Genomic DNA, 17,254 nt, shown 5'->3' with positions numbered 1-17,254 from the left:
CCGATGAAATCGACGACGTCACGCCAGCAAATCGTTTCGTGGGAATGAAATTGGCAGGACTGCCAGCGTACAGTCTGCCCGCAAACCGGGCCTTCGGGCAAGGCAGCGGCGATCAAGATGTCGCGACGGGGTTGGCGCCGGCCTATATGTGCTGCGCCATGATCTGGCCGGGCCGCGCGTCCGGCCGCGGCTCGATGTCGACCGACCAGAGGTCGTGGTTATCGACGTCCTTCAGGGTCACCGTCATCACGCCGGTCTTGCCGTCGATATCGACGCGGCCAAAGAATTGCAGCCCGAAGCAGGGCGCGAGATTGTCGCCCTGCTCGGCGGAGCAGCCCTTCCGGTACATCGCCTTCGGGCCAAAGGTGTTGTCGAGCTCGCCCGGCGACCAGGTGCCGGCATGCAGCGGACCCGAGACGAACTCCCAGAACGGCTCGAATTCCTGGAACACCGCGCGGTTCGGATCATAGTGATGCGCGGCGGTGTAGTGCATGTCGGCGGTGAGCCACACCGTGTTGCGGACGCCCGCGCGCTTCATGAAGGACAGCAGATCGGCGATCTCGTGCTCGCGCCGCTCGGGCGGGCCGTCGCCGAGCGCGACCGCATCGAGGCTGATGAGGCCGATCGGCAGATCCGCTGCGATCACCTTCCAGGTCGCATCGGACACCACGAGCTCGCGCTTCAACCAGGCGAGCTGGCTGTCGCCGAGGATGAACGCCTGATCGGGATCGCCCTGCTTGTTCCAGCTGGAGTCGCGATAGGAGCGCATGTCGATGATGAAGACGTCGAGCAGGGGCCCGTAGGCGATCTTGCGATAGACCCGGCCGTCGCGCTCCGGCGTCAGCCGCATCGGCATGAACTCGTGGAAGGCACGGCGCGCCCGCGCCACCAGGCGCGAGCTGCCGTCCGCATCGTAGCCGGTCGCATCAGCGGTGCCGATCGGCGACCAGTCGTCGGCCACCTCATGGTCGTCCCACTGCGCAAACATCGGCACCTCGGCATGGAAGGCGCGAAAGTTCTCGTCGAGCCAGTTGTATTTGTAGTTGCCGCGAAACTCGTCGAGGCTGCGCGCGACGACGGATTTCTCCTCGGTGACGATGTTGCGCCAGATCTCGCCGTTCGGCAGCGCCTGCTCCGCCGGCACCGTGCAATCCGCATAGATGTGATCGCCGGAATGGATGAAGAAATCCGGGCGCTCGTTCAGCATGGTGCGGTAGCTGCGCAGGCCGCCGCGCGCGGGGTCGATGCCCCAGCCCTGCCCCACCACGTCACCGGACCAGACGAACGAGACCGAGCGGCGGTCGGCCGGCGCGGTGCGGAAATGTCCGACGCGGCTTTCGCCTGATATGCCGTCGTTATCCTCGAAGCGCACGCGATAGAACAGGTCCTGGCCCGGCGGCAGGCCGTCGAGCAGCAGCTTTGCGGTGAAGTCGCGCTCGGGCAGCGCATCGGCGGTCGCGCTGCGCAGGATAGTGGCAAAGCTTTCGACCGCGGCACATTCGATGCGCATGCGCGCAGCGCGATCGGCACGGGCCCAGATCACGGCGGAATCGCTGGCGACGTCGCCGGACTGGATGCCCGCGATCGCGGGCCGATCCGCGGCGCGGCTCAGATAAGGTCCTGCCAGCGCGCCCAATCCCGTCAGCGCGGCCGTCGACGCCGAGCGCACCAGAAGTTGACGCCGGGTAAGGCCTCGCCGCCTCGCGGAGATCGCTGTCGGCATCGAATAACCTTCGTCGAATCGTAACGAAGGTTTTGCCTGCGCTGTTTGACTCCGCCCTTACGGTTTCTTGACTCTCCGCCGACGGTTTTGCGACGGCGGGATGACTCGGTGGGATTCCGGGAACGGCATCGGGCATCGAGCCCTCAAGCGCAAACCCGTCCTCCTGAGGAGGCGCGTAGCGCCGTCTCGAAGGATCGACGGCCCGGCTGCTAGATCAGGGCCGTGCATCCTTCGAGGCTCGCTCCGCTCGCACCTCCAGCGACAAAGGCGAAGCCTTTGCGCGGGGATGACGGGTTAGCTGCCCACGCGAATGAGGGAGCAAGTAGCGGCGCCGCGCCTCACCGCTGCCAGTTGCAAATGCCGCCGGTGCGGCACGGCCAGGTCTGGATCCTGGTGTCGCGGGCTTCCGCATCGAGCGGATTCGAGTGCCGCCGTGCGAGCTTGGCTCGGGCGGGAACGTGGGCGGCCGCGCGCTTGCGCTCATGCGCCGCCGTCTCACGCGGCTCAGTCACCCTGGTCGTGCGCACGGCTTTCTTCGGCACGACCTTCGGCTCTTCGACCTGCGGCTCGGTGCTCGCATGCTGATCTGGACCATGGTCGGCCTTCGCCTCGACCGGAACCGGCTCGAACTGCGCCGGCGGGCCGAGCGGCTTCGGCGACAGCACGGCCCGGGAGAGATCGAGACTGAAGAACTCGCTCGGGCGATAGTCGTCGGAAAACGCCACGCCACCCAAAGCCAGGCACGCGCTGCAAACAGTTGCAACCAAAACACTTTTCAGGACCGTCAAAAGGGCCTCCTGAAATCACTCGAACGGAACAGCCATCATGTAGGGACCCGGCCGCGCGAATCCAGCCGCTGGTTGCGGGCAGGGTTACCGGTCAACCAAGGCGGCCGTGGAAAGTTCCCAGAGCACGTTCCGATGGAGTCGGAACCGCCCCCCTCCGCTTGAAAACGCTCTGCCCTACTCCGCCGCCTGTGCCAGCGGCTGGCCGATCGCGCGCTCCAGCCGCGCACATTCGGTGCGGTAGCGGGCGACGTTGCCTTCCTTGATGTGGCCATAGCCGCGCACGAGGTCGGCAGCCTTCGCCAGCGCCACGAGGCGCGGCAGATCGACCGGCTTCTTGCCGTCGAGATGACGCAGGATCATCGCCGAATAATCCACCGGCAGCGCACGCTCCATTTTACGTTCCGCGGTGTAGCCGAAAATGTCGAACGCGGTGCCGCGCAGGCCCTTCAGCCCCGCCAGCATGCCGAACGCCTTGAATATCCATGGACCAAATTCGCGCTTCTGCAAACGCCCGGTGACGGGATCGCGCTGCGCCAGCAACGGCGGCGCCAGCAGGACCTTCAAACCGGAATTGCCCTCGAACTGCTCCCGCAAGGCCCTCGCAAACTCGCCATCGGAATAGAGCCGCGCGACCTCGTATTCGTCCTTGTAGGCCATCAGCTTGAACAGGCCCTTGGCAAAGGCCTCGGTCAGGTCTTGCGAGCCCGGAGCCGCCGCGGCTTCGGCTGAACGAACGCGCGCAACGTCGTCGAGATAGCGCTTGGCGTAAGCCGCATCCTGATAGTCGGTGAGGAATTTGGCGCGGAACGCAATCGCCTCGTCGAGCGTCTTCTTGGCCGGTGCGGCAGCCGCGCTCTTGAAACGCGCGGCGCTGACCACGCGCTGCAGATCGTGCGCGGCAAGCCGGCCCCACGAGAACGCGGTCTTGTTCATCTCGATCGCGGCGCCGTTGAGCTCGATCGCCTTCAGGATCGCCTCGAGCGACAGCGGGATTGCACCGCGCTGGAATGCGAAACCAAGCATGAAGGCGTTGGTGGCGATGCTGTCGCCCATCAGCGCGGTGGCAAGGCCGGTGGCGTCGAGGATGTCGAGATCATCAGGTCTCACCGCGCCGTTCAGCGCATCGCGCATCGAGCTGGCTTCAAAATCGATATCGGGATCGATCACGAAGCTCGCGGTCGGCAGCAGATCGGCGTTAACGACGGCGCGGGTGACGCCACGCTCGGCGCGGCTCAGCGCCGGCACGCTGGTGGCGACGACGAGGTCGCAGCCGAGAATCAGGTTGGCATTGCCGGGCGCGATGCGGACCGTGGTCAGCATGTCCGACGTCGGCGCGAGGCGGACATGGCTCATGACCGCGCCGTTCTTCTGCGACAGGCCGGTAAAGTCGAGCGTCGAGCAGGCGATCCCCTCGACATGCGCGGCCATGCCGAGCAGGGCGCCGATGGTGATGACGCCGGTGCCGCCGATGCCGGTGATCAGGATGTTGTAGGGGCTGCTCAATGCGGCCGCTGGCGGCGTCGGCAGGTCCGCGAACAACGCCTTGGGATCGGCGGCAGTGCGGTCGGCCTTGCGCAGCTTGGGATCCTGCACCATCACGAAGCTCGGGCAGAAGCCCTCGATGCAGGAGAAATCCTTGTTGCAGTTCGACTGGTCGATGCGGCGCTTGCGGCCGAGTTCGGTCTCCAGCGGCTGCACCGAGACGCAGTTCGACGCCACCGAGCAGTCGCCGCAGCCTTCACAGACGCGCTCGTTGATGAAGACGCGCTTGGCCGGATCGGGAAACAGCCCGCGCTTGCGGCGGCGACGCTTCTCGGCGGCGCAGGTCTGGTCATAGATCAGGACGGTGAGGCCCTCGATCTCGCGCAAGGTGCGCTGCACGGCGTCGAGCTCGCGGCGATGGTGGATGGTGGCGCCGGACGGGAAATAATTGGCGGGATACTTGTCCGGATCGTCGGAGACGATCGCAAGCTTCTTGGTGCCCTCCGCCCAGACCTGGTGCGCGATCTGCGACACCGTGAAGCCGCCCTCAGCGGGCTGGCCGCCGGTCATCGCCACCGCGTCGTTGTAGAGGATCTTGTAGGTGATGTTGACGCCGGCCGCAGCTGCGGCCCGTAGAGCCAAAAGACCGGAATGCGTGTAGGTGCCGTCGCCGAGGTTCTGGAACACGTGCTGTTCGCTGGTGAACGGCGCCTGCCCGATCCAGCTCACACCCTCCGCGCCCATATGCGAGATGGTCTGGGTGTTGCGGTTCGGCACCGACAGCGCCATGCCGTGGCAGCCGATGCCGGCCATGGCGCGGCTGCCCTCGGGGATCTTGGTCGAGGAATTGTGCGGGCAGCCCGAGCAGAAATACGGCGTGCGCTGCAGCTTCGCGGTACCCGTACCCTCGGCCGGACGATCGAACGCCTCGAGCTTGGCCAAACGCTGCTCCAGCAGCGGGCTGCGGTGACCAAGCTTGCGCAGCCGCGCCACCACGGCAGCGGCGACCATGGTCGGCGTCAGCTCGCCCTCACTCGGCAGCAGGGGCGCGCCGGTCTCGTCGCGCTTGCCGACCACCGAAGGCCGCTTCGACGCGTCCATGTTGTAGAGGATGCGGACCAGCTGATCCTCGATGAAGCCGCGCTTCTCTTCGACGACCAGCACGTCCTGCAAGCCCTCGGCGAAGGCGCGCGCGCCGCGCGCTTCGAGCGGCCAGGTCAGCGCCACCTTGTAGATGCGCAGGCCCAGCTCTTGCGCATCGGCATCGGTGATGCCGAGATCGGCGAGCGCCTGGCGCAGATCGAGATAAGCCTTGCCGGTCGCCATGATGCCGAGCCGTGCCGGCTTCGAATCCAGCACGATGCGGTCGAACCGGTTGACGCGCGCGAACGCCGCGACCGCGTCCATCTTCGGACCATGCAGCCGCCGCTCCGCCTCCAGCGGCGGATCCGGCCAGCGGATCGAAAGCCCGCCCGGCGGCATCTCGAAATCGTCGGGCATGATGATCTTGATGCGATCGGGATCGCTGACGATCGAGGCCGAACTTTCCACCGTCTCGGAGATCGCCTTGAAGCCAACCCAGCAGCCGGAATAGCGCGACAGTGCAAAACCGAGAATGCCGAGATCGAGATAGTCCTGCAGCGTCGCCGGATTGACCACCGGCATCAGCGCCGAGGCGAACACCTGCTCGCTCTGATGTGCGAGCGTGGAGGACTGGCAGCCATGGTCGTCGCCGGCGAGCGCAATCACGCCGCCGTTCGGCGAGGTGCCGGCCGAATTGGCGTGCTTGAGCGCATCGAGCGAACGGTCGACGCCGGGGCCCTTGCCGTACCAGATGCCGAATACGCCATCGACCTTGGCGCCGGGGAACATGCCGACCTGCTGGCTGCCCCAGACCGCGGTCGCCGCCAGATCCTCATTGAGGCCGGGAACGAAGGCGATGTCGTGCTCTTTGAGGAACGATTTCGCCCGCCACAGCGCGTGGTCGTACATGCCGAGCGGCGAACCACGGTAACCGGAGATGAAACCGGCGGTGTTCAGCCCGTGCGCGCGGTCGCGTTCGCGCTGCAACATGGGCAATCGGACCAGAGCCTGGGTACCGGAGAGGAAGATTCGTTTCGTATCCAACCGGTACTTGTCGTCCAGTCCAACTTCCATCAACGCCATCAGTTTCCCCGTCAATCAGTCACGCCGGCCCGGACCGGTCTCGTTATCTTCCCGATGATCATGCATCAGCATGCACTGATTTTGTTATGCATGAACAGCCCCGTTCCATGGCTGCAGCACATATCTCGTGCTGCGCATGCGAGGCCTTGTAGCTCTGCGAGGCTTTGTTGCGAGGCCTTGTTGCTCTGCGAGGCCTTGCCGAACCCCGGCATCTTTGAAACGGTGGCGCGCAAAGGGAGACCAAGGATGATTAAAGTCGAATCCGCGTTCACGACGGAAATCGTGGAGAATGGCGACCTGCTGGTTGGGCCCTGGCGCAGCCCGAAGCAGATGCTGCAGGCCCAGACCTACGACTCCCACGCTTCGATCCACGACGACGCAACCGCGCAGAAGCTCGGCTTCCGCGGCGGCACGATCGAGGGACCGACCCATTTCAGCCAGTTCGCACCGCTGTGCGAGCGGATCTGGGGCCGGGCCTGGTTCATGACCGGGTGTCTGTCCGCGCATTACCGCAATCCGGTGTTCGAAGGCGAAGAGGTGCAGGCCCAGATCGAGAAACCGAAGCCGGGCCAGACCGTTTGCACGATCGGGATGATCAAGCGCGACGGCACCGAGATCCTGCGCGGCACCGCCTCGATCGACGGAGACGGCAGCGAGACGGCGCTCGCCCGCCGGCTCGGCGAACTGAAGCCGCTGGCCGATCCCGTGATCCTCGCCGACATCAAGGTCGGCATGAAGACGCCGCGGCAGGCGATCAAGATGGATTTCGACCAGAACATGGGCGACCTCTATCCGTTTTCGCTGGCCGACAAGCTCAAGGTGATCACCGAGCCGTCCGACTATTATTCGCTGGAATACAATCCCTGGGGCCGCGCCGTCATCCCGATGGAGATGCTGAGCGTGCTGTTCCAGTACCGCGCCCGCGAGGACCGGCTGCCGGTCCGCGGCCCTGCCGTCGGGCTGTTCGCCGACCAGGAGATCCGCCTGCTGCGCGGGCCCCTCTTCCCAGGTGAGACCTATTGGGTCGAGCGGGAGGTCGTCGCGCTTTCGGGCAGCAAACGCACCGAGAGCATGTGGGTGCGCTCGACCGTGTTCGATGCCGACAACGCAGAGGTTGCGACCATGCTGCTGAACGGCGCCAGCATGAAGGACTCCTACGCCAATTACGAGCGCGAGCACAAAGCACTTTACGGCTGATGCGCTAGAAGCCTCAAGCAAGCCGCCGAACCAAGGACAACAACAATGGCCCGCCTGCCCTATCTCGAAGCCGATCAGGTCGCCCCTGAATATCGCGACATGCTCAAGCGCAACACCAATCTGCACAAGCTCCTGGTCAACTCGCCGGACATGGCCCGCGCCTTCAACGGAATCGGCGGCTACATCCGCTTCAAGAGCAAGCTCGATCCGCGCCTACGCGAGCTAGCCATCCTGCAGGTCGGCTGGCTCGAGAAGTCGGAATACGAGTTCACCCATCACGTGAAGATCGGCAAGGAGTTCGGCGTCACCGACGAGGACATCAAGGGCCTGATCGCCGAGACCGACGGCAACCCGTCACAGCTCGAGCCGCTGGCGAAGGCGATCCTGAGGGGCGCCCGCGAGATGGTGCGCGAGCTGGCGATGTCGGAGGCAACCTTCGCCGAGATCAAGCGAGAGCTGTCCGACGAGCACATGACTGACCTCGTGCTGACGATCGCATTCTACTGCGCCGTGGTGCGGGTGCTCGCCACCATGCAGATCGACAACGAGCCAACCTACAAAGAGGTACTGCAACAGTACCCGATCCGGGGAGTGAAGTGAGATGCGCCTTAAGGATCGTGTCGCCATCGTCGTCGGCGCCGGCCAGAGCCCCGGCGAGGGCATCGGCAACGGCCGCGCCACCGCGCTGACCTTCGCCCGCGAAGGCGCCAAGGTTTTGTGCGTCGATCATAATCTGGCGTCGGCGCAGGAAACCGTCGACCTGATCGCGGCCAAGGGCGGCACTTCCGTCGCCTTCAAGGCCGACGTCACCAAAAACGCCGACATCAAGGCGATGGTAGCGGACGCGCATGACCGCTGGGGCAGCGTCGATATCCTGCACAACAATGTCGGCGTCAGCCTCTCCGGCGGCGATGCCGAGCTGCTCGATATCACCGAGGAGGCGTTCGACCGCTGCGTGGCGATCAACCTGAAGAGCTGCATTCTCGCCGCCAAGCATGTGATCCCGATCATGCGCCGGCAGCAGCGCGGCTCGATCATCAACATCTCGTCGATGGCCGCGATCACGACCTATCCCTACGTCGCCTACAAGGCGACCAAGTCGGCGATGATCGCCTTCACCGAACAGCTGGCCTACCAGAATGCGCAATACGGCATTCGCGCAAACGTGATCCTGCCGGGGTTGATGAACACGCCGATGGCGGTGGACACGCGCGCTCGCGAATTCAAGAAGAGCCGCGCCGAGGTCGAGGCCGAGCGCGACAGCAAGGTGCCGCTGCGTCACAAGATGGGCACCGGCTGGGATGTCGCCAATGCCGCGCTGTTTCTCGCATCCGATGAAGCGAATTTCGTGACCGGTGTCACGTTGCCGGTCGACGGCGGTGCAAGCGTACGGCGCGGTTAACCAGCCGCTCTAGCCCGGTTAATCCCGACGATTAACCCGGTTAATCGTCTCGATTAACCTATGTGACGATGTGCGGTTAATCTCTGTGACGCAATCACGCGTCATTGCACCGCAATGATTCGAAAAAATTGAAGTATTCCAATGACACGGCGATGTGACGGCGTGTCCACATAAATCGAAATCCTGACTCGTTGTGGTCGCACGAAATTCATCTGCGCTCTGTATCTCGCACGCCAAGAACTTCTGGAGTGCCTGGAACGATGAGCGAAGAATTCGAACTCAGACCCGATCAGTGGGATGCGCTGAAAGCGCTGCGGGCTCCCGCAGCAAACCCGTCACGGCTGAACCGGTTCGCCGTCGAAAGCCTGATCACGCTCGGCTATGTCGCCGTGCGCGGCGATTCGTTTGAACTCACGCCAGCGGGCCGCAAGGTGCTGGTCCGCGGTTCGTCACTTCTGCTGCTCGATATCGCAGCCTGATCCTTCGAAGCAGACATCAACGAGAGCTTCAGTCTCGAACTGAAGCTCTCGTTTCTTGTTTTGACGCGTTTTCTTCACGCGAACCGGCATCCACTTCGCTCGAAAACGCTCTGCACACCCGGCATCATGCCGCGTGTGCTTTTCCCGGAATGGTCGCCTCGCCGTGCTGCGTCAGCGGCTTCATACCGGTAAGGCTGCGCAGCAGCACATAGAACACCGGCGTTAGGAACAGGCCGAACACCGTGACGCCGATCATGCCGGAGAACACCGCGACGCCCATCGCGCGCCGCATCTCCGAGCCCGCACCGGTCGAGAGCACCAGCGGCAGCACACCCATGATGAACGCCATCGATGTCATCAGGATCGGGCGCAGCCGCAGCCGGCTTGCCTCGATCGCGGCGCGGATCGGTGAACGCCCGGCAAATTCGAGCTCGCGCGCGAATTCGACGATCAGGATGGCGTTCTTGGCCGACAATCCGACCAGCACGATCAGGCCGATCTGGGTGAAGACGTTGTTGTCGCCCTTCGAGAGCCAGACCCCGAACATCGCTGCCAACAGGCCCATCGGCACGATCATGATGATCGAGAGCGGCAGCGCCAGGCTCTCATAGAGCGCGGCGAGCACCAGGAACACCAGCAGGATCGCCAGCGGAAATACCCAGAGCCCGGAGTTGCCGGCGATGAACTCCTGATAGGTCAGGTCGGTCCATTCGAAGGCAAAGCCCGGCGGCAGCGTTTCGGCGGCGATCCGCGTTGCCGCCTCCTGCGCCTGACCCGACGAATAGCCCGGCGCCGCAGCGGCATTGATGTCCGACGACAGGAAGCCGTTGTAGCGGATGGCACGCTCCGGACCGGCGCTCTGGCGGACCTTCAGCAAGGCCGACAACGGCACCATATCGCCGGACGACGACCGCACCTTCAGCTGCCTGATGTCGTCGGCACGGGCGCGGAACGGCGCATCCGCCTGCACATAGACCGAATAGGTGCGGCCGAATTTGTTGAAGTCGTTGACGTAGTAGGAGCCGAGATAGATCTGCAGCGTGTTGAACACCTCCGTCACCGGCACTCCGAGCTGCAATGCCTTGGTGCGGTCTATGTCGGCGAACAGCTGCGGCACGTTGACCTGGAAGCTCGAGAACGCGCCGGCGATCTCCGGCGCCTTCTGGATCGCACCCATGAACGCCTTGGTGGCATCGTTCAGCGCCTCATAGCCGAGACCGGCACGGTCCTCGATCTGCAGCTTGAAGCCGCCGATGGTGCCGAGGCCGTTGACCGGCGGCGGCGGGAACATGGCGATGAAGGCGTCCTGAATCCCGGCATATTTCTTGTTCAGCGCCATCGCGATCGCGGGGCCCGAGAGCGAGGGATCCTTGCGCTCGTCGAACGGCTTCAGGGTCGAGAACACGATGCCGGCGTTGGAGGAGTTCGTGAAGCCGGAGATCGACAGGCCGGGGAATGCCACCGAGCTTTCGACACCCGGCTGGGTCAGCGCGATGTCACTCATCTTCCGGATCACTTCCTCGGTGCGGTCGAGCGTCGCGCCGTCGGGCAGCCGCGCAAAGCCGACCAGATACTGCTTGTCCTGCCCCGGTACGAAGCCCGACGGCACCTGCTTGAACAGCACGCCGGTCACGCCGATCAAGAGCACGTAGAGGCCGATCACCGCGGCCTTGCCATAGATCACCTTGGTGACGGTACGGCCGTAGTTCTCCGAGGACTTGGTGAAGACCTTGTTGAAGCCGCGGAAGAACCAGCCCAGCGACCTCTCCATGATCCGGGTCAGCCAGTCCTTCGGCTCGTGATGGCCCTTCAAGAGCAGCGCCGACAGTGCCGGCGACAGCGTCAGCGAGTTGATCGCTGAGATCACGGTCGAGATCGCGATCGTCAGCGCAAACTGCTTGTAGAATTGGCCAGTCAGGCCGGAGATGAAGGCCAGCGGCACGAACACCGCGATCAAGACCAGCGCGATCGCGATGATCGGGCCGGACACTTCGCGCATCGCCTGGTTGGTGGCATCGCGCGGCGACAGGCCGGATTCGATGTTGCGCTCGACGTTCTCGACCACGACGATGGCGTCGTCGACCACGATGCCGATCGCAAGCACCAGGCCGAACAGGCTGAGCGCGTTGATCGAGAAGCCGAACACATGCATCACCGCGAAGGTGCCGACGATCGACACCGGGACCGCGATCAGCGGAATGATCGAGGCGCGCCAGGTTTGCAGGAACAGGATCACCACCAGCACGACGAGCGCGATCGCCTCGAGCAGGGTGTGGATCACGGCCTCGATCGAGGAACGCACGAACTGCGTCGGATCGTAGACGATCTGGTAGGACACGCCTTCCGGCATGTTCTTCTTGATCTCGGCCATGGTGGCGCGGACATGATCGGAGATCTCCAGCGCGTTCGACCCCGGCGCCTGGAAGATCGGGATCGCGACCGCCTGCTTGTTGTCGAGCAGCGAGCGCAGGCCGTATTCGGAGGCGCCGAGCTCGATGCGGGCGACGTCACGCAGCCGCACCACCTCGCCGGCCGCACCGGTCTTGACCACGATGTCGCCGAATTGCTCCTCGGTCGACAGCCGTCCCTCGGCGTTGACGGAGAGCTGGAGATCGAGACCCTTGACGCTGGGCGAGGAGCCGACCACGCCGGCGGCGGCCTCGACGTTCTGCGCCTGGATCGCGCGCACTACGTCGCTCGCGGTCAGCGCATGCTCGGCGGCCTTCTGCGGATCGACCCAGACCCGCATCGAATAATCGCCGGCGCCATAGAGCTGGACGTCGCCGACGCCGTCGATCCGCGCCAGCCGGTCCTTGACGTTGAGCACTGCATAGTTGCGCAGATACGTCATGTCGTAGCGGTTGTTCGGCGACAGCAGATGCACGACCATGGTGAGGTCTGGCGAGCTCTTCTTGGTGATGATGCCGAGCTGACGCACCACGGCCGGCAGGCGCGGCTCGGCCTGCTGCACGCGGTTCTGCACCAGCTGGGTCGCCTTGTCGGGGTCGGTGCCGAGCCGGAACGTCACTGTCAGCGTCATCGCGCCGTCGGTGGTCGCCTGGCTCGACATGTAGAGCATGCCCTCAACGCCGTTGATCTGCTCCTCGATCGGCGTTGCCACCGTCTCGGCGATCACCTTCGGATTGGCGCCGGGATAGGTGGCGCGCACCACGACCGACGGCGGCACCACATCGGGGTATTCCGAGATCGGCATCGCCAGCAGCGAAATCAGGCCGGCCAGGAAGATCAAGATCGATAGCACGCCGGCGAAGATTGGCCGGTCGATGAAGAATTTTGAGAGATTCATGGCTCCGCCCCCGCGCGCAGCGCCTAGCGCTGCACGACGTGCTGGTTGGTTTCAGTGGATGCCTGCTGCATGCCCCGCGCGCCCATCTCGGCGACTTCCATCTTCAGAAGTGCGCCGGGGCGCACGCGCTGCAGGCCGTTGACGACGATGCGGTCGCCGGATTTCAGGCCGGCGGTGACGATCCGCAGACCATCGACTGCGCCGCCAAGCGTGACCGAACGATAGACCGCGCGGCTGTCGTCGCCGACCAGCATGACGAACTTCTTGTCCTGGTCGGTGCCGACGGCACGCTCATCGATCAGCACCATCGTCTGCTGCTTGGGCTGGCCCATGCGCACGCGGGCGAACTGGCCGGGGATCAGCCGGCCGTCATCGTTCCCGAACACGGCGCGGACGCGGATGGTGCCGCTCTGCCCGTTGACCTGGTTGTCGATCAGCTGGATGTGCCCCTTGGCGCTGAGGCCGCCCGACGTCACCATCTCGACCGGGATCTGGTCGAGATTGCCGCGCTTTCCGGACGCATCCGCGATCGAGTTCAGCGCGCGCAGCACCACTTCCTCGTCGGCATCGAAGCTCGCATAGATCGGATTGACCGACACCAGCGAGGTCAGCACCGGCGACGACGTGCCCGCTGCGACGAGATTGCCGACCGTCACCTCGATCCTGCCGACCCGGCCATCGACCGGCGCGCGGACCTCGGTGTAGTCGAGATTGAGCTTGGCGGTTTGCAACGCGGCTTCGGCGGCCTTGACGTTGGCGATCGCCTCGCGATTGGCGTTGTCACGCTGGTCGAAATCGCGCTTGGTGACGATGTTGTTGCCGACCAGCTGCGCGCCGCGCTCGACCTCGCTCGTGGTGAACACCACGCGGGCCTTGGCGGCCTCGAGCTGGGCCTGGGCCCGGTCGACTTCCGCGGCATAGGGCGCGGGGTCGATCTTGAACAGGATATCGCCGGACTTCACCAGCGCACCCTCGGTGAAGTTGGTCGAAAGGATCGCGCCGGCCACCCGCGGCCGCAGCTGGACGCGGTCGACGGCCTCGAGCCGGCCCGAGAAGTCGTCGAACAGGGTGGTTGGGCGCGGTTGGATCACCGCTACGGTCACCGGCACGGCCGGCTCCGGGGCGGCGGCAGTGGCGGTCGCCTGTGCGGCATGGAAATAGTGGCCGGTCGCAATCGAACCGGCCACCGCAAGGGCGCCGAGGATCACGACACCGCCGATGACGCGTCGGAAACGGCCGGTACTGGGATTTTGGGTTGACGAGGGCATTCACGCGCTCCAGATATCTGTAGTGTTTGCTACAGATGTGGAGCTGGACGCCGGTCCGCAAGATACTTATGTATCGAGCACTATGAATTTATTATCTCATTCGTGGGGAAATGGGAAGACGCGGAAAAACACTACGTGCAACAAGAGGATAAGTCAGGGACAATCCGTCACAGAAACGGCACCCGGCTTACGGAGCAACGAAAAATGGGAATGGGACGCCCCCGCGCCTTCGACGCGGACGCCGCTTTGGACCGGGCCATGGACGTGTTCTGGCGCCACGGTTACGAGGGCACGACGATCGCCCAGCTCACCGAGGCGATGAGCATCAATCCTCCCAGCCTCTACGCTGCCTTTGGCAGCAAGGAAGGCCTGCTGAAGGCCGCGCTGGATCGTTACTCCGAAAAGCGCGACGCTTGGATGGACAAGGTGCTCAATGCTCACACCGCACACGAGGTGGCCGAACGATTTCTGATGGAGCATGCGGACGCCCAGACCGACCCCGCCAACCCGCCCGGCTGTCTACTGGTCCAGGGTGGCCTCGCCTGCGGCACCGGCTCGGAGAACGTTCCATTTGAACTGGCGGCGCGTCGCACCCGTACCGAGGACCAGTTGCGTGAACGCTTTGTCCGCGCCAAGGCCGAACATGACCTCGGCGAGAACGTCGATCCAACCACGCTTGCGCGCTATCTCTCCGCGGTGACGTCAGGCATGTGCGTGATGGCCTCTTCAGGTGCTACCCGCGAGACGCTACGTGAGATCGCGGCGGTGTCGCTGAAGGCGTTCGAGGAGCAGGCGAAAGGATAAAGCGGTTCACGTCAAGCGCATGCGAACTCCAACGGGGTTGGGAGTGACCGGCGATGAATCATTGGACCGGCTGGCTGCCAGGTCTCAACACGCTCCGTCGATATCAAGGGGCTTGGCTTCCACACGACATTTTCGCCGGGCTTGTGCTCGCGACCATGCTGGTGCCGGTCGGCATCGCCTATGCGGAAGCGTCGGGCCTGCCCGGCATCTACGGACTTTACGCCACGATCCTCCCGCTCCTCGCCTACGCATTGTTCGGGCCGAGCCGCATCCTCGTCCTGGGACCGGACTCGGCGCTTGCAGCCGTCATCCTTGGCGTCGTCGCTCCGCTGTCGGGCGGCGATCCCATGCGCGCGGTAACCTTGGCCGCCATGATGGCGATCGTCTCCGGAACGATATGCATCGTGGCCGGCATCGCGCGGTTGGGATTCCTGACCGAGCTTCTCTCCAAGCCGATCCGCTACGGCTACATGAATGGAATCGCCTTGACCGTTCTGATCAGCCAGCTGCCAAAACTGTTCGGCTTCTCCATCGACGGTGATGGACCGCTGCGCAGCCTCTGGGCGATCGTCGGCGCGATCCTTGACGGAAAGACAAATTGGGTCACGCTCGCGATCGGCCTTGCGACGTTGGCGGCGATCCTGCTGCTTGCCCGCAACAAGCGGTTGCCGAGCATTCTGATTGCCGTTGTTGCGGCGACGGTCGTCACCGGTGTGCTCGGTCTCGGGGCGCACTATGGCGTGAAGATTCTGGGCCAGCTTCCCCAGGGCCTGCCGGGTTTCGCCATTCCCTGGATCGGCTATGGCGACATCGTGCAGGTGCTGATCGGCGGTTGCGCCGTCGCGCTGGTGTCGTTCGCCGACACCAGCGTGCTCTCGCGGTCCTACGCGGCAAGATTGGGCGATCGCGTCGATCCTAACCAGGAGATGGTGGGGCTCGGCGCGGCCAATCTGGCGGCTGGATTTTTTCAGGGATTTCCGATCAGCAGCAGCAGCTCGCGCACGCCCGTCGCTGAAGCTGCCGGCGCGCGCACCCAATTGACCAGCGTCATCGGCGCGCTTGCCATCGCCTTCCTGCTCCTGATGGCGCCGAACCTGCTCCAGCACCTGCCCAACGCCGCGTTGGCCGCCGTCGTCATCGCCGCGGCGCTCGGCCTGTTCGAGATCAGCGACCTCATGCGGATCTACCGCATTCAGCAGTGGGAGTTCTGGCTATCGATGGTCTGCTTCGTCGGCGTGGCCGTACTGGGTGTGATCCCGGGAATAGGCCTCGCCATCGTGCTCGCCATCATCGAGTTCCTGTGGGATGGCTGGCGGCCGCATTCCGCCGTGCTCGGTCGCGCCTCCGGCGTGAAAGGTTATCACGACATCACGCGATATCCGGACGCGCGTCAGGTCCCCGGGCTGGTGTTGTTCCGGTGGGATGCGCCGCTGTTCTTTGCCAATGCCGAGTTCTTCAAGGAACGCGCGCTCGACGCCGTGGCAAAATCGCCGACGCCGGTGCGCTGGCTGGTGGTTGCGGCCGAGCCGGTTACCAGCGTGGACGTGACCGCCGGCGACATTCTCGCCGAACTGGACGAGGTACTGCACGCACAGAAAATCGAGCTGTGCTTTGCCGAGCTCAAGGATCCCGTCAAGGACAAGCTGAGGAAATTCGGCCTGTTAGCTCAGCTTGGCGAGACCAACTTCTTCCCGACCATCGGCGGCGCCGTTTCGCGCTACCTCGAGATCAACGGTGACGTGACCTGGGATGACCGGGAAGACCGGGCCGAAGCCTAATCTCACCACATCGTCTGTCGCGCGCGCTCCGGCCATTCGCGATCGTACTTCTCGCCGCCGACCGTGTGCTCGCTCATCTCGGCGAGGATCTGACCCGGCGTCGGCAGGGTCTTGGGATCAACCCGCTTGTCCGGATTCCAGAGGTCGGAGCGCACGATCGCGCGGGCGCACTGGAAGTAGATTTCGTCGACATTCATCACGATGACGGTGCGCGGCGCCTTGCCTTCCATCTTGAAGGAGGCGAGCAGCTCCGGCTCGGCCGTGACATAGGCATGGCCGTTGACGCGGAGCGTGCTGCCCGAGCCCGGAATCAGGAACAGCAGCCCGACGCGGGGATCACGCACGATGTTGCGCAGCGAATCGCAACGATTGTTGCCGCGGCGATCCGGCATCATCAGCGTCTTCGGATCATGGATACGCACGAAGCCCGGCAGGTCGCCGCGCGGCGAGCAATCGAGCCCCTCCGGGCCCGAGGTCGCAAGCGACACGAATGGCGAGTTCTCGATGAGCACACGATAGAGCGGCGTCACGTGATCGGCGACCTTCACGGTCGACGCATCATTCGGAAAGCCGTAGATCGCCTCAAGCTGCTCGATCGTAGAGATCACCGACATTCGTGCTGTTCTCCTTTGTGGCGTGGCTACTCGTCCCAACGTTCGCCCTTGATGATGCGGACAAGCTGTCGCGCGTGATATTCGGCGGTGCCGGAATTGACGATGGTGAAATCAGGCGTGGACGTGCTCTCGTCGACGGTGCGGGCCAGTCGCTGCGCGAGCAGGCCGTCGCTGCTGCGCGCCCGCGCGGCCAGCCGCGCCGCCAGCACATCCGGCGGCGCCGTGACCGACACCACGATCGCGTTG

The 17,254-nt window shown here is 64.4% G+C and carries 12 protein-coding genes and 1 pseudogene; 6 read left to right on the top strand and 7 right to left on the bottom strand.

Annotation, left to right across the window (positions count from 1 at the left end; all coding sequences use genetic code 11):
* Nucleotides 1-142: 142 nt before the first annotated feature.
* The 3 genes from H8A92_RS26500 to H8A92_RS26490 form a co-directional block, all read right to left on the bottom strand.
* Nucleotides 143-1,723: an alkaline phosphatase D family protein gene (locus H8A92_RS26500; RefSeq protein WP_229198484.1), complete on the bottom strand. Its 1,581-nt coding sequence runs from the start codon at nt 1,721-1,723 to the stop codon at nt 143-145.
* Nucleotides 1,724-2,061: 338 nt separating this feature from the next.
* On the bottom strand, nt 2,062-2,448 hold the full coding sequence (locus tag H8A92_RS26495; protein WP_229198483.1) for a hypothetical protein: 387 nt from the start codon (nt 2,446-2,448) through the stop codon (nt 2,062-2,064).
* A 237-nt stretch (nt 2,449-2,685) separates the two neighbouring features.
* Nucleotides 2,686-6,159 carry an indolepyruvate ferredoxin oxidoreductase family protein gene (locus H8A92_RS26490; RefSeq protein WP_229198482.1) on the bottom strand — a complete coding sequence of 1,158 codons (3,474 nt, stop codon included), beginning with the start codon at nt 6,157-6,159 and terminating at the stop codon, nt 2,686-2,688.
* Nucleotides 6,160-6,405: 246 nt separating this feature from the next.
* On the opposite strand from H8A92_RS26490, the gene H8A92_RS26485 reads away from it, so the two are divergent.
* The 4 genes from H8A92_RS26485 (at nt 6,406) to H8A92_RS26470 (ending at nt 9,237) form a co-directional block, all read left to right on the top strand.
* Nucleotides 6,406-7,356: a hotdog family protein gene (locus H8A92_RS26485; protein WP_229198481.1), complete on the top strand. Its 951-nt coding sequence runs from the start codon at nt 6,406-6,408 to the stop codon at nt 7,354-7,356.
* Nucleotides 7,357-7,401: 45 nt separating this feature from the next.
* A complete protein-coding gene (locus H8A92_RS26480) occupies nt 7,402-7,956 on the top strand; it encodes a carboxymuconolactone decarboxylase family protein (RefSeq protein ID WP_229198480.1) in 555 nt (184 codons plus the stop codon).
* Between the two features lies 1 nt (nt 7,957).
* Entirely contained in the window at nt 7,958-8,758 is an 801-nt protein-coding gene (locus H8A92_RS26475; protein ID WP_229198479.1) for an SDR family NAD(P)-dependent oxidoreductase, read from the top strand.
* A gap of 260 nt (nt 8,759-9,018) precedes the next feature.
* Nucleotides 9,019-9,237, top strand: a complete 219-nt coding sequence (locus tag H8A92_RS26470; protein WP_028334528.1) for a hypothetical protein — start codon at nt 9,019-9,021, stop codon at nt 9,235-9,237.
* A gap of 124 nt (nt 9,238-9,361) precedes the next feature.
* Here H8A92_RS26470 and H8A92_RS26465 read toward each other — a convergent pair whose 3' ends face one another.
* Together H8A92_RS26465 and H8A92_RS26460 are read right to left on the bottom strand one after the other, a co-directional pair.
* A complete protein-coding gene (locus H8A92_RS26465) occupies nt 9,362-12,544 on the bottom strand; it encodes an efflux RND transporter permease subunit (RefSeq protein WP_229198478.1) in 3,183 nt (1,060 codons plus the stop codon).
* Nucleotides 12,545-12,567: 23 nt separating this feature from the next.
* The gene (locus H8A92_RS26460) at nt 12,568-13,812 is read right to left on the bottom strand and encodes an efflux RND transporter periplasmic adaptor subunit (RefSeq protein WP_229198477.1); all 1,245 of its coding nucleotides are present in this window, start codon (nt 13,810-13,812) and stop codon (nt 12,568-12,570) included.
* 204 nt (nt 13,813-14,016) lie between these two features.
* Here H8A92_RS26460 and H8A92_RS26455 point away from each other — a divergent pair, with 204 nt between their 5' ends.
* Both H8A92_RS26455 and H8A92_RS26450 read left to right on the top strand, forming a co-directional pair.
* Nucleotides 14,017-14,616: a TetR/AcrR family transcriptional regulator gene (locus H8A92_RS26455; RefSeq protein WP_229198476.1), complete on the top strand. Its 600-nt coding sequence runs from the start codon at nt 14,017-14,019 to the stop codon at nt 14,614-14,616.
* 53 nt (nt 14,617-14,669) lie between these two features.
* Complete coding sequence (locus H8A92_RS26450; RefSeq protein ID WP_229198475.1) at nt 14,670-16,394, top strand: SulP family inorganic anion transporter; 1,725 nt, start codon at nt 14,670-14,672, stop codon at nt 16,392-16,394.
* A gap of 2 nt (nt 16,395-16,396) precedes the next feature.
* On the opposite strand, the gene H8A92_RS26445 is transcribed toward H8A92_RS26450, so the two are convergent.
* Both H8A92_RS26445 and H8A92_RS26440 read right to left on the bottom strand, forming a co-directional pair.
* Entirely contained in the window at nt 16,397-17,008 is a 612-nt protein-coding gene (locus H8A92_RS26445; protein ID WP_229198474.1) for a pyridoxamine 5'-phosphate oxidase family protein, read from the bottom strand.
* Nucleotides 17,009-17,034: 26 nt separating this feature from the next.
* Nucleotides 17,035-17,254, bottom strand: a pseudogene (locus tag H8A92_RS26440) (phosphonate metabolism protein/1,5-bisphosphokinase (PRPP-forming) PhnN); the annotation flags it as partial.

Origin of the sequence: Bradyrhizobium acaciae (genome assembly GCF_020889785.1) — a bacterium.
In the GTDB taxonomy this organism is placed as follows: Bacteria; Pseudomonadota; Alphaproteobacteria; order Rhizobiales; family Xanthobacteraceae; genus Bradyrhizobium; species Bradyrhizobium acaciae.
The sequence above is the reverse complement of the archived record's forward strand: the minus strand, read 5'-3'. Positions and strand labels throughout refer to the sequence as shown.

Coding starts and splice junctions, on each gene's coding strand:
- H8A92_RS26455 (WP_229198476.1), top strand. CDS start 14,017: ATGGGAATGGGACGCCCCCGCGCCTTCGACGCGGACGCCGCTTTGGAC.
- H8A92_RS26485 (WP_229198481.1), top strand. CDS start 6,406: ATGATTAAAGTCGAATCCGCGTTCACGACGGAAATCGTGGAGAATGGC.
- H8A92_RS26460 (WP_229198477.1), bottom strand. CDS start 13,812: ATGCCCTCGTCAACCCAAAATCCCAGTACCGGCCGTTTCCGACGCGTC.
- H8A92_RS26465 (WP_229198478.1), bottom strand. CDS start 12,544: ATGAATCTCTCAAAATTCTTCATCGACCGGCCAATCTTCGCCGGCGTG.
- H8A92_RS26445 (WP_229198474.1), bottom strand. CDS start 17,008: ATGTCGGTGATCTCTACGATCGAGCAGCTTGAGGCGATCTACGGCTTT.
- H8A92_RS26500 (WP_229198484.1), bottom strand. CDS start 1,723: ATGCCGACAGCGATCTCCGCGAGGCGGCGAGGCCTTACCCGGCGTCAA.
- H8A92_RS26450 (WP_229198475.1), top strand. CDS start 14,670: ATGAATCATTGGACCGGCTGGCTGCCAGGTCTCAACACGCTCCGTCGA.
- H8A92_RS26480 (WP_229198480.1), top strand. CDS start 7,402: ATGGCCCGCCTGCCCTATCTCGAAGCCGATCAGGTCGCCCCTGAATAT.
- H8A92_RS26475 (WP_229198479.1), top strand. CDS start 7,958: ATGCGCCTTAAGGATCGTGTCGCCATCGTCGTCGGCGCCGGCCAGAGC.
- H8A92_RS26470 (WP_028334528.1), top strand. CDS start 9,019: ATGAGCGAAGAATTCGAACTCAGACCCGATCAGTGGGATGCGCTGAAA.
- H8A92_RS26490 (WP_229198482.1), bottom strand. CDS start 6,159: ATGGCGTTGATGGAAGTTGGACTGGACGACAAGTACCGGTTGGATACG.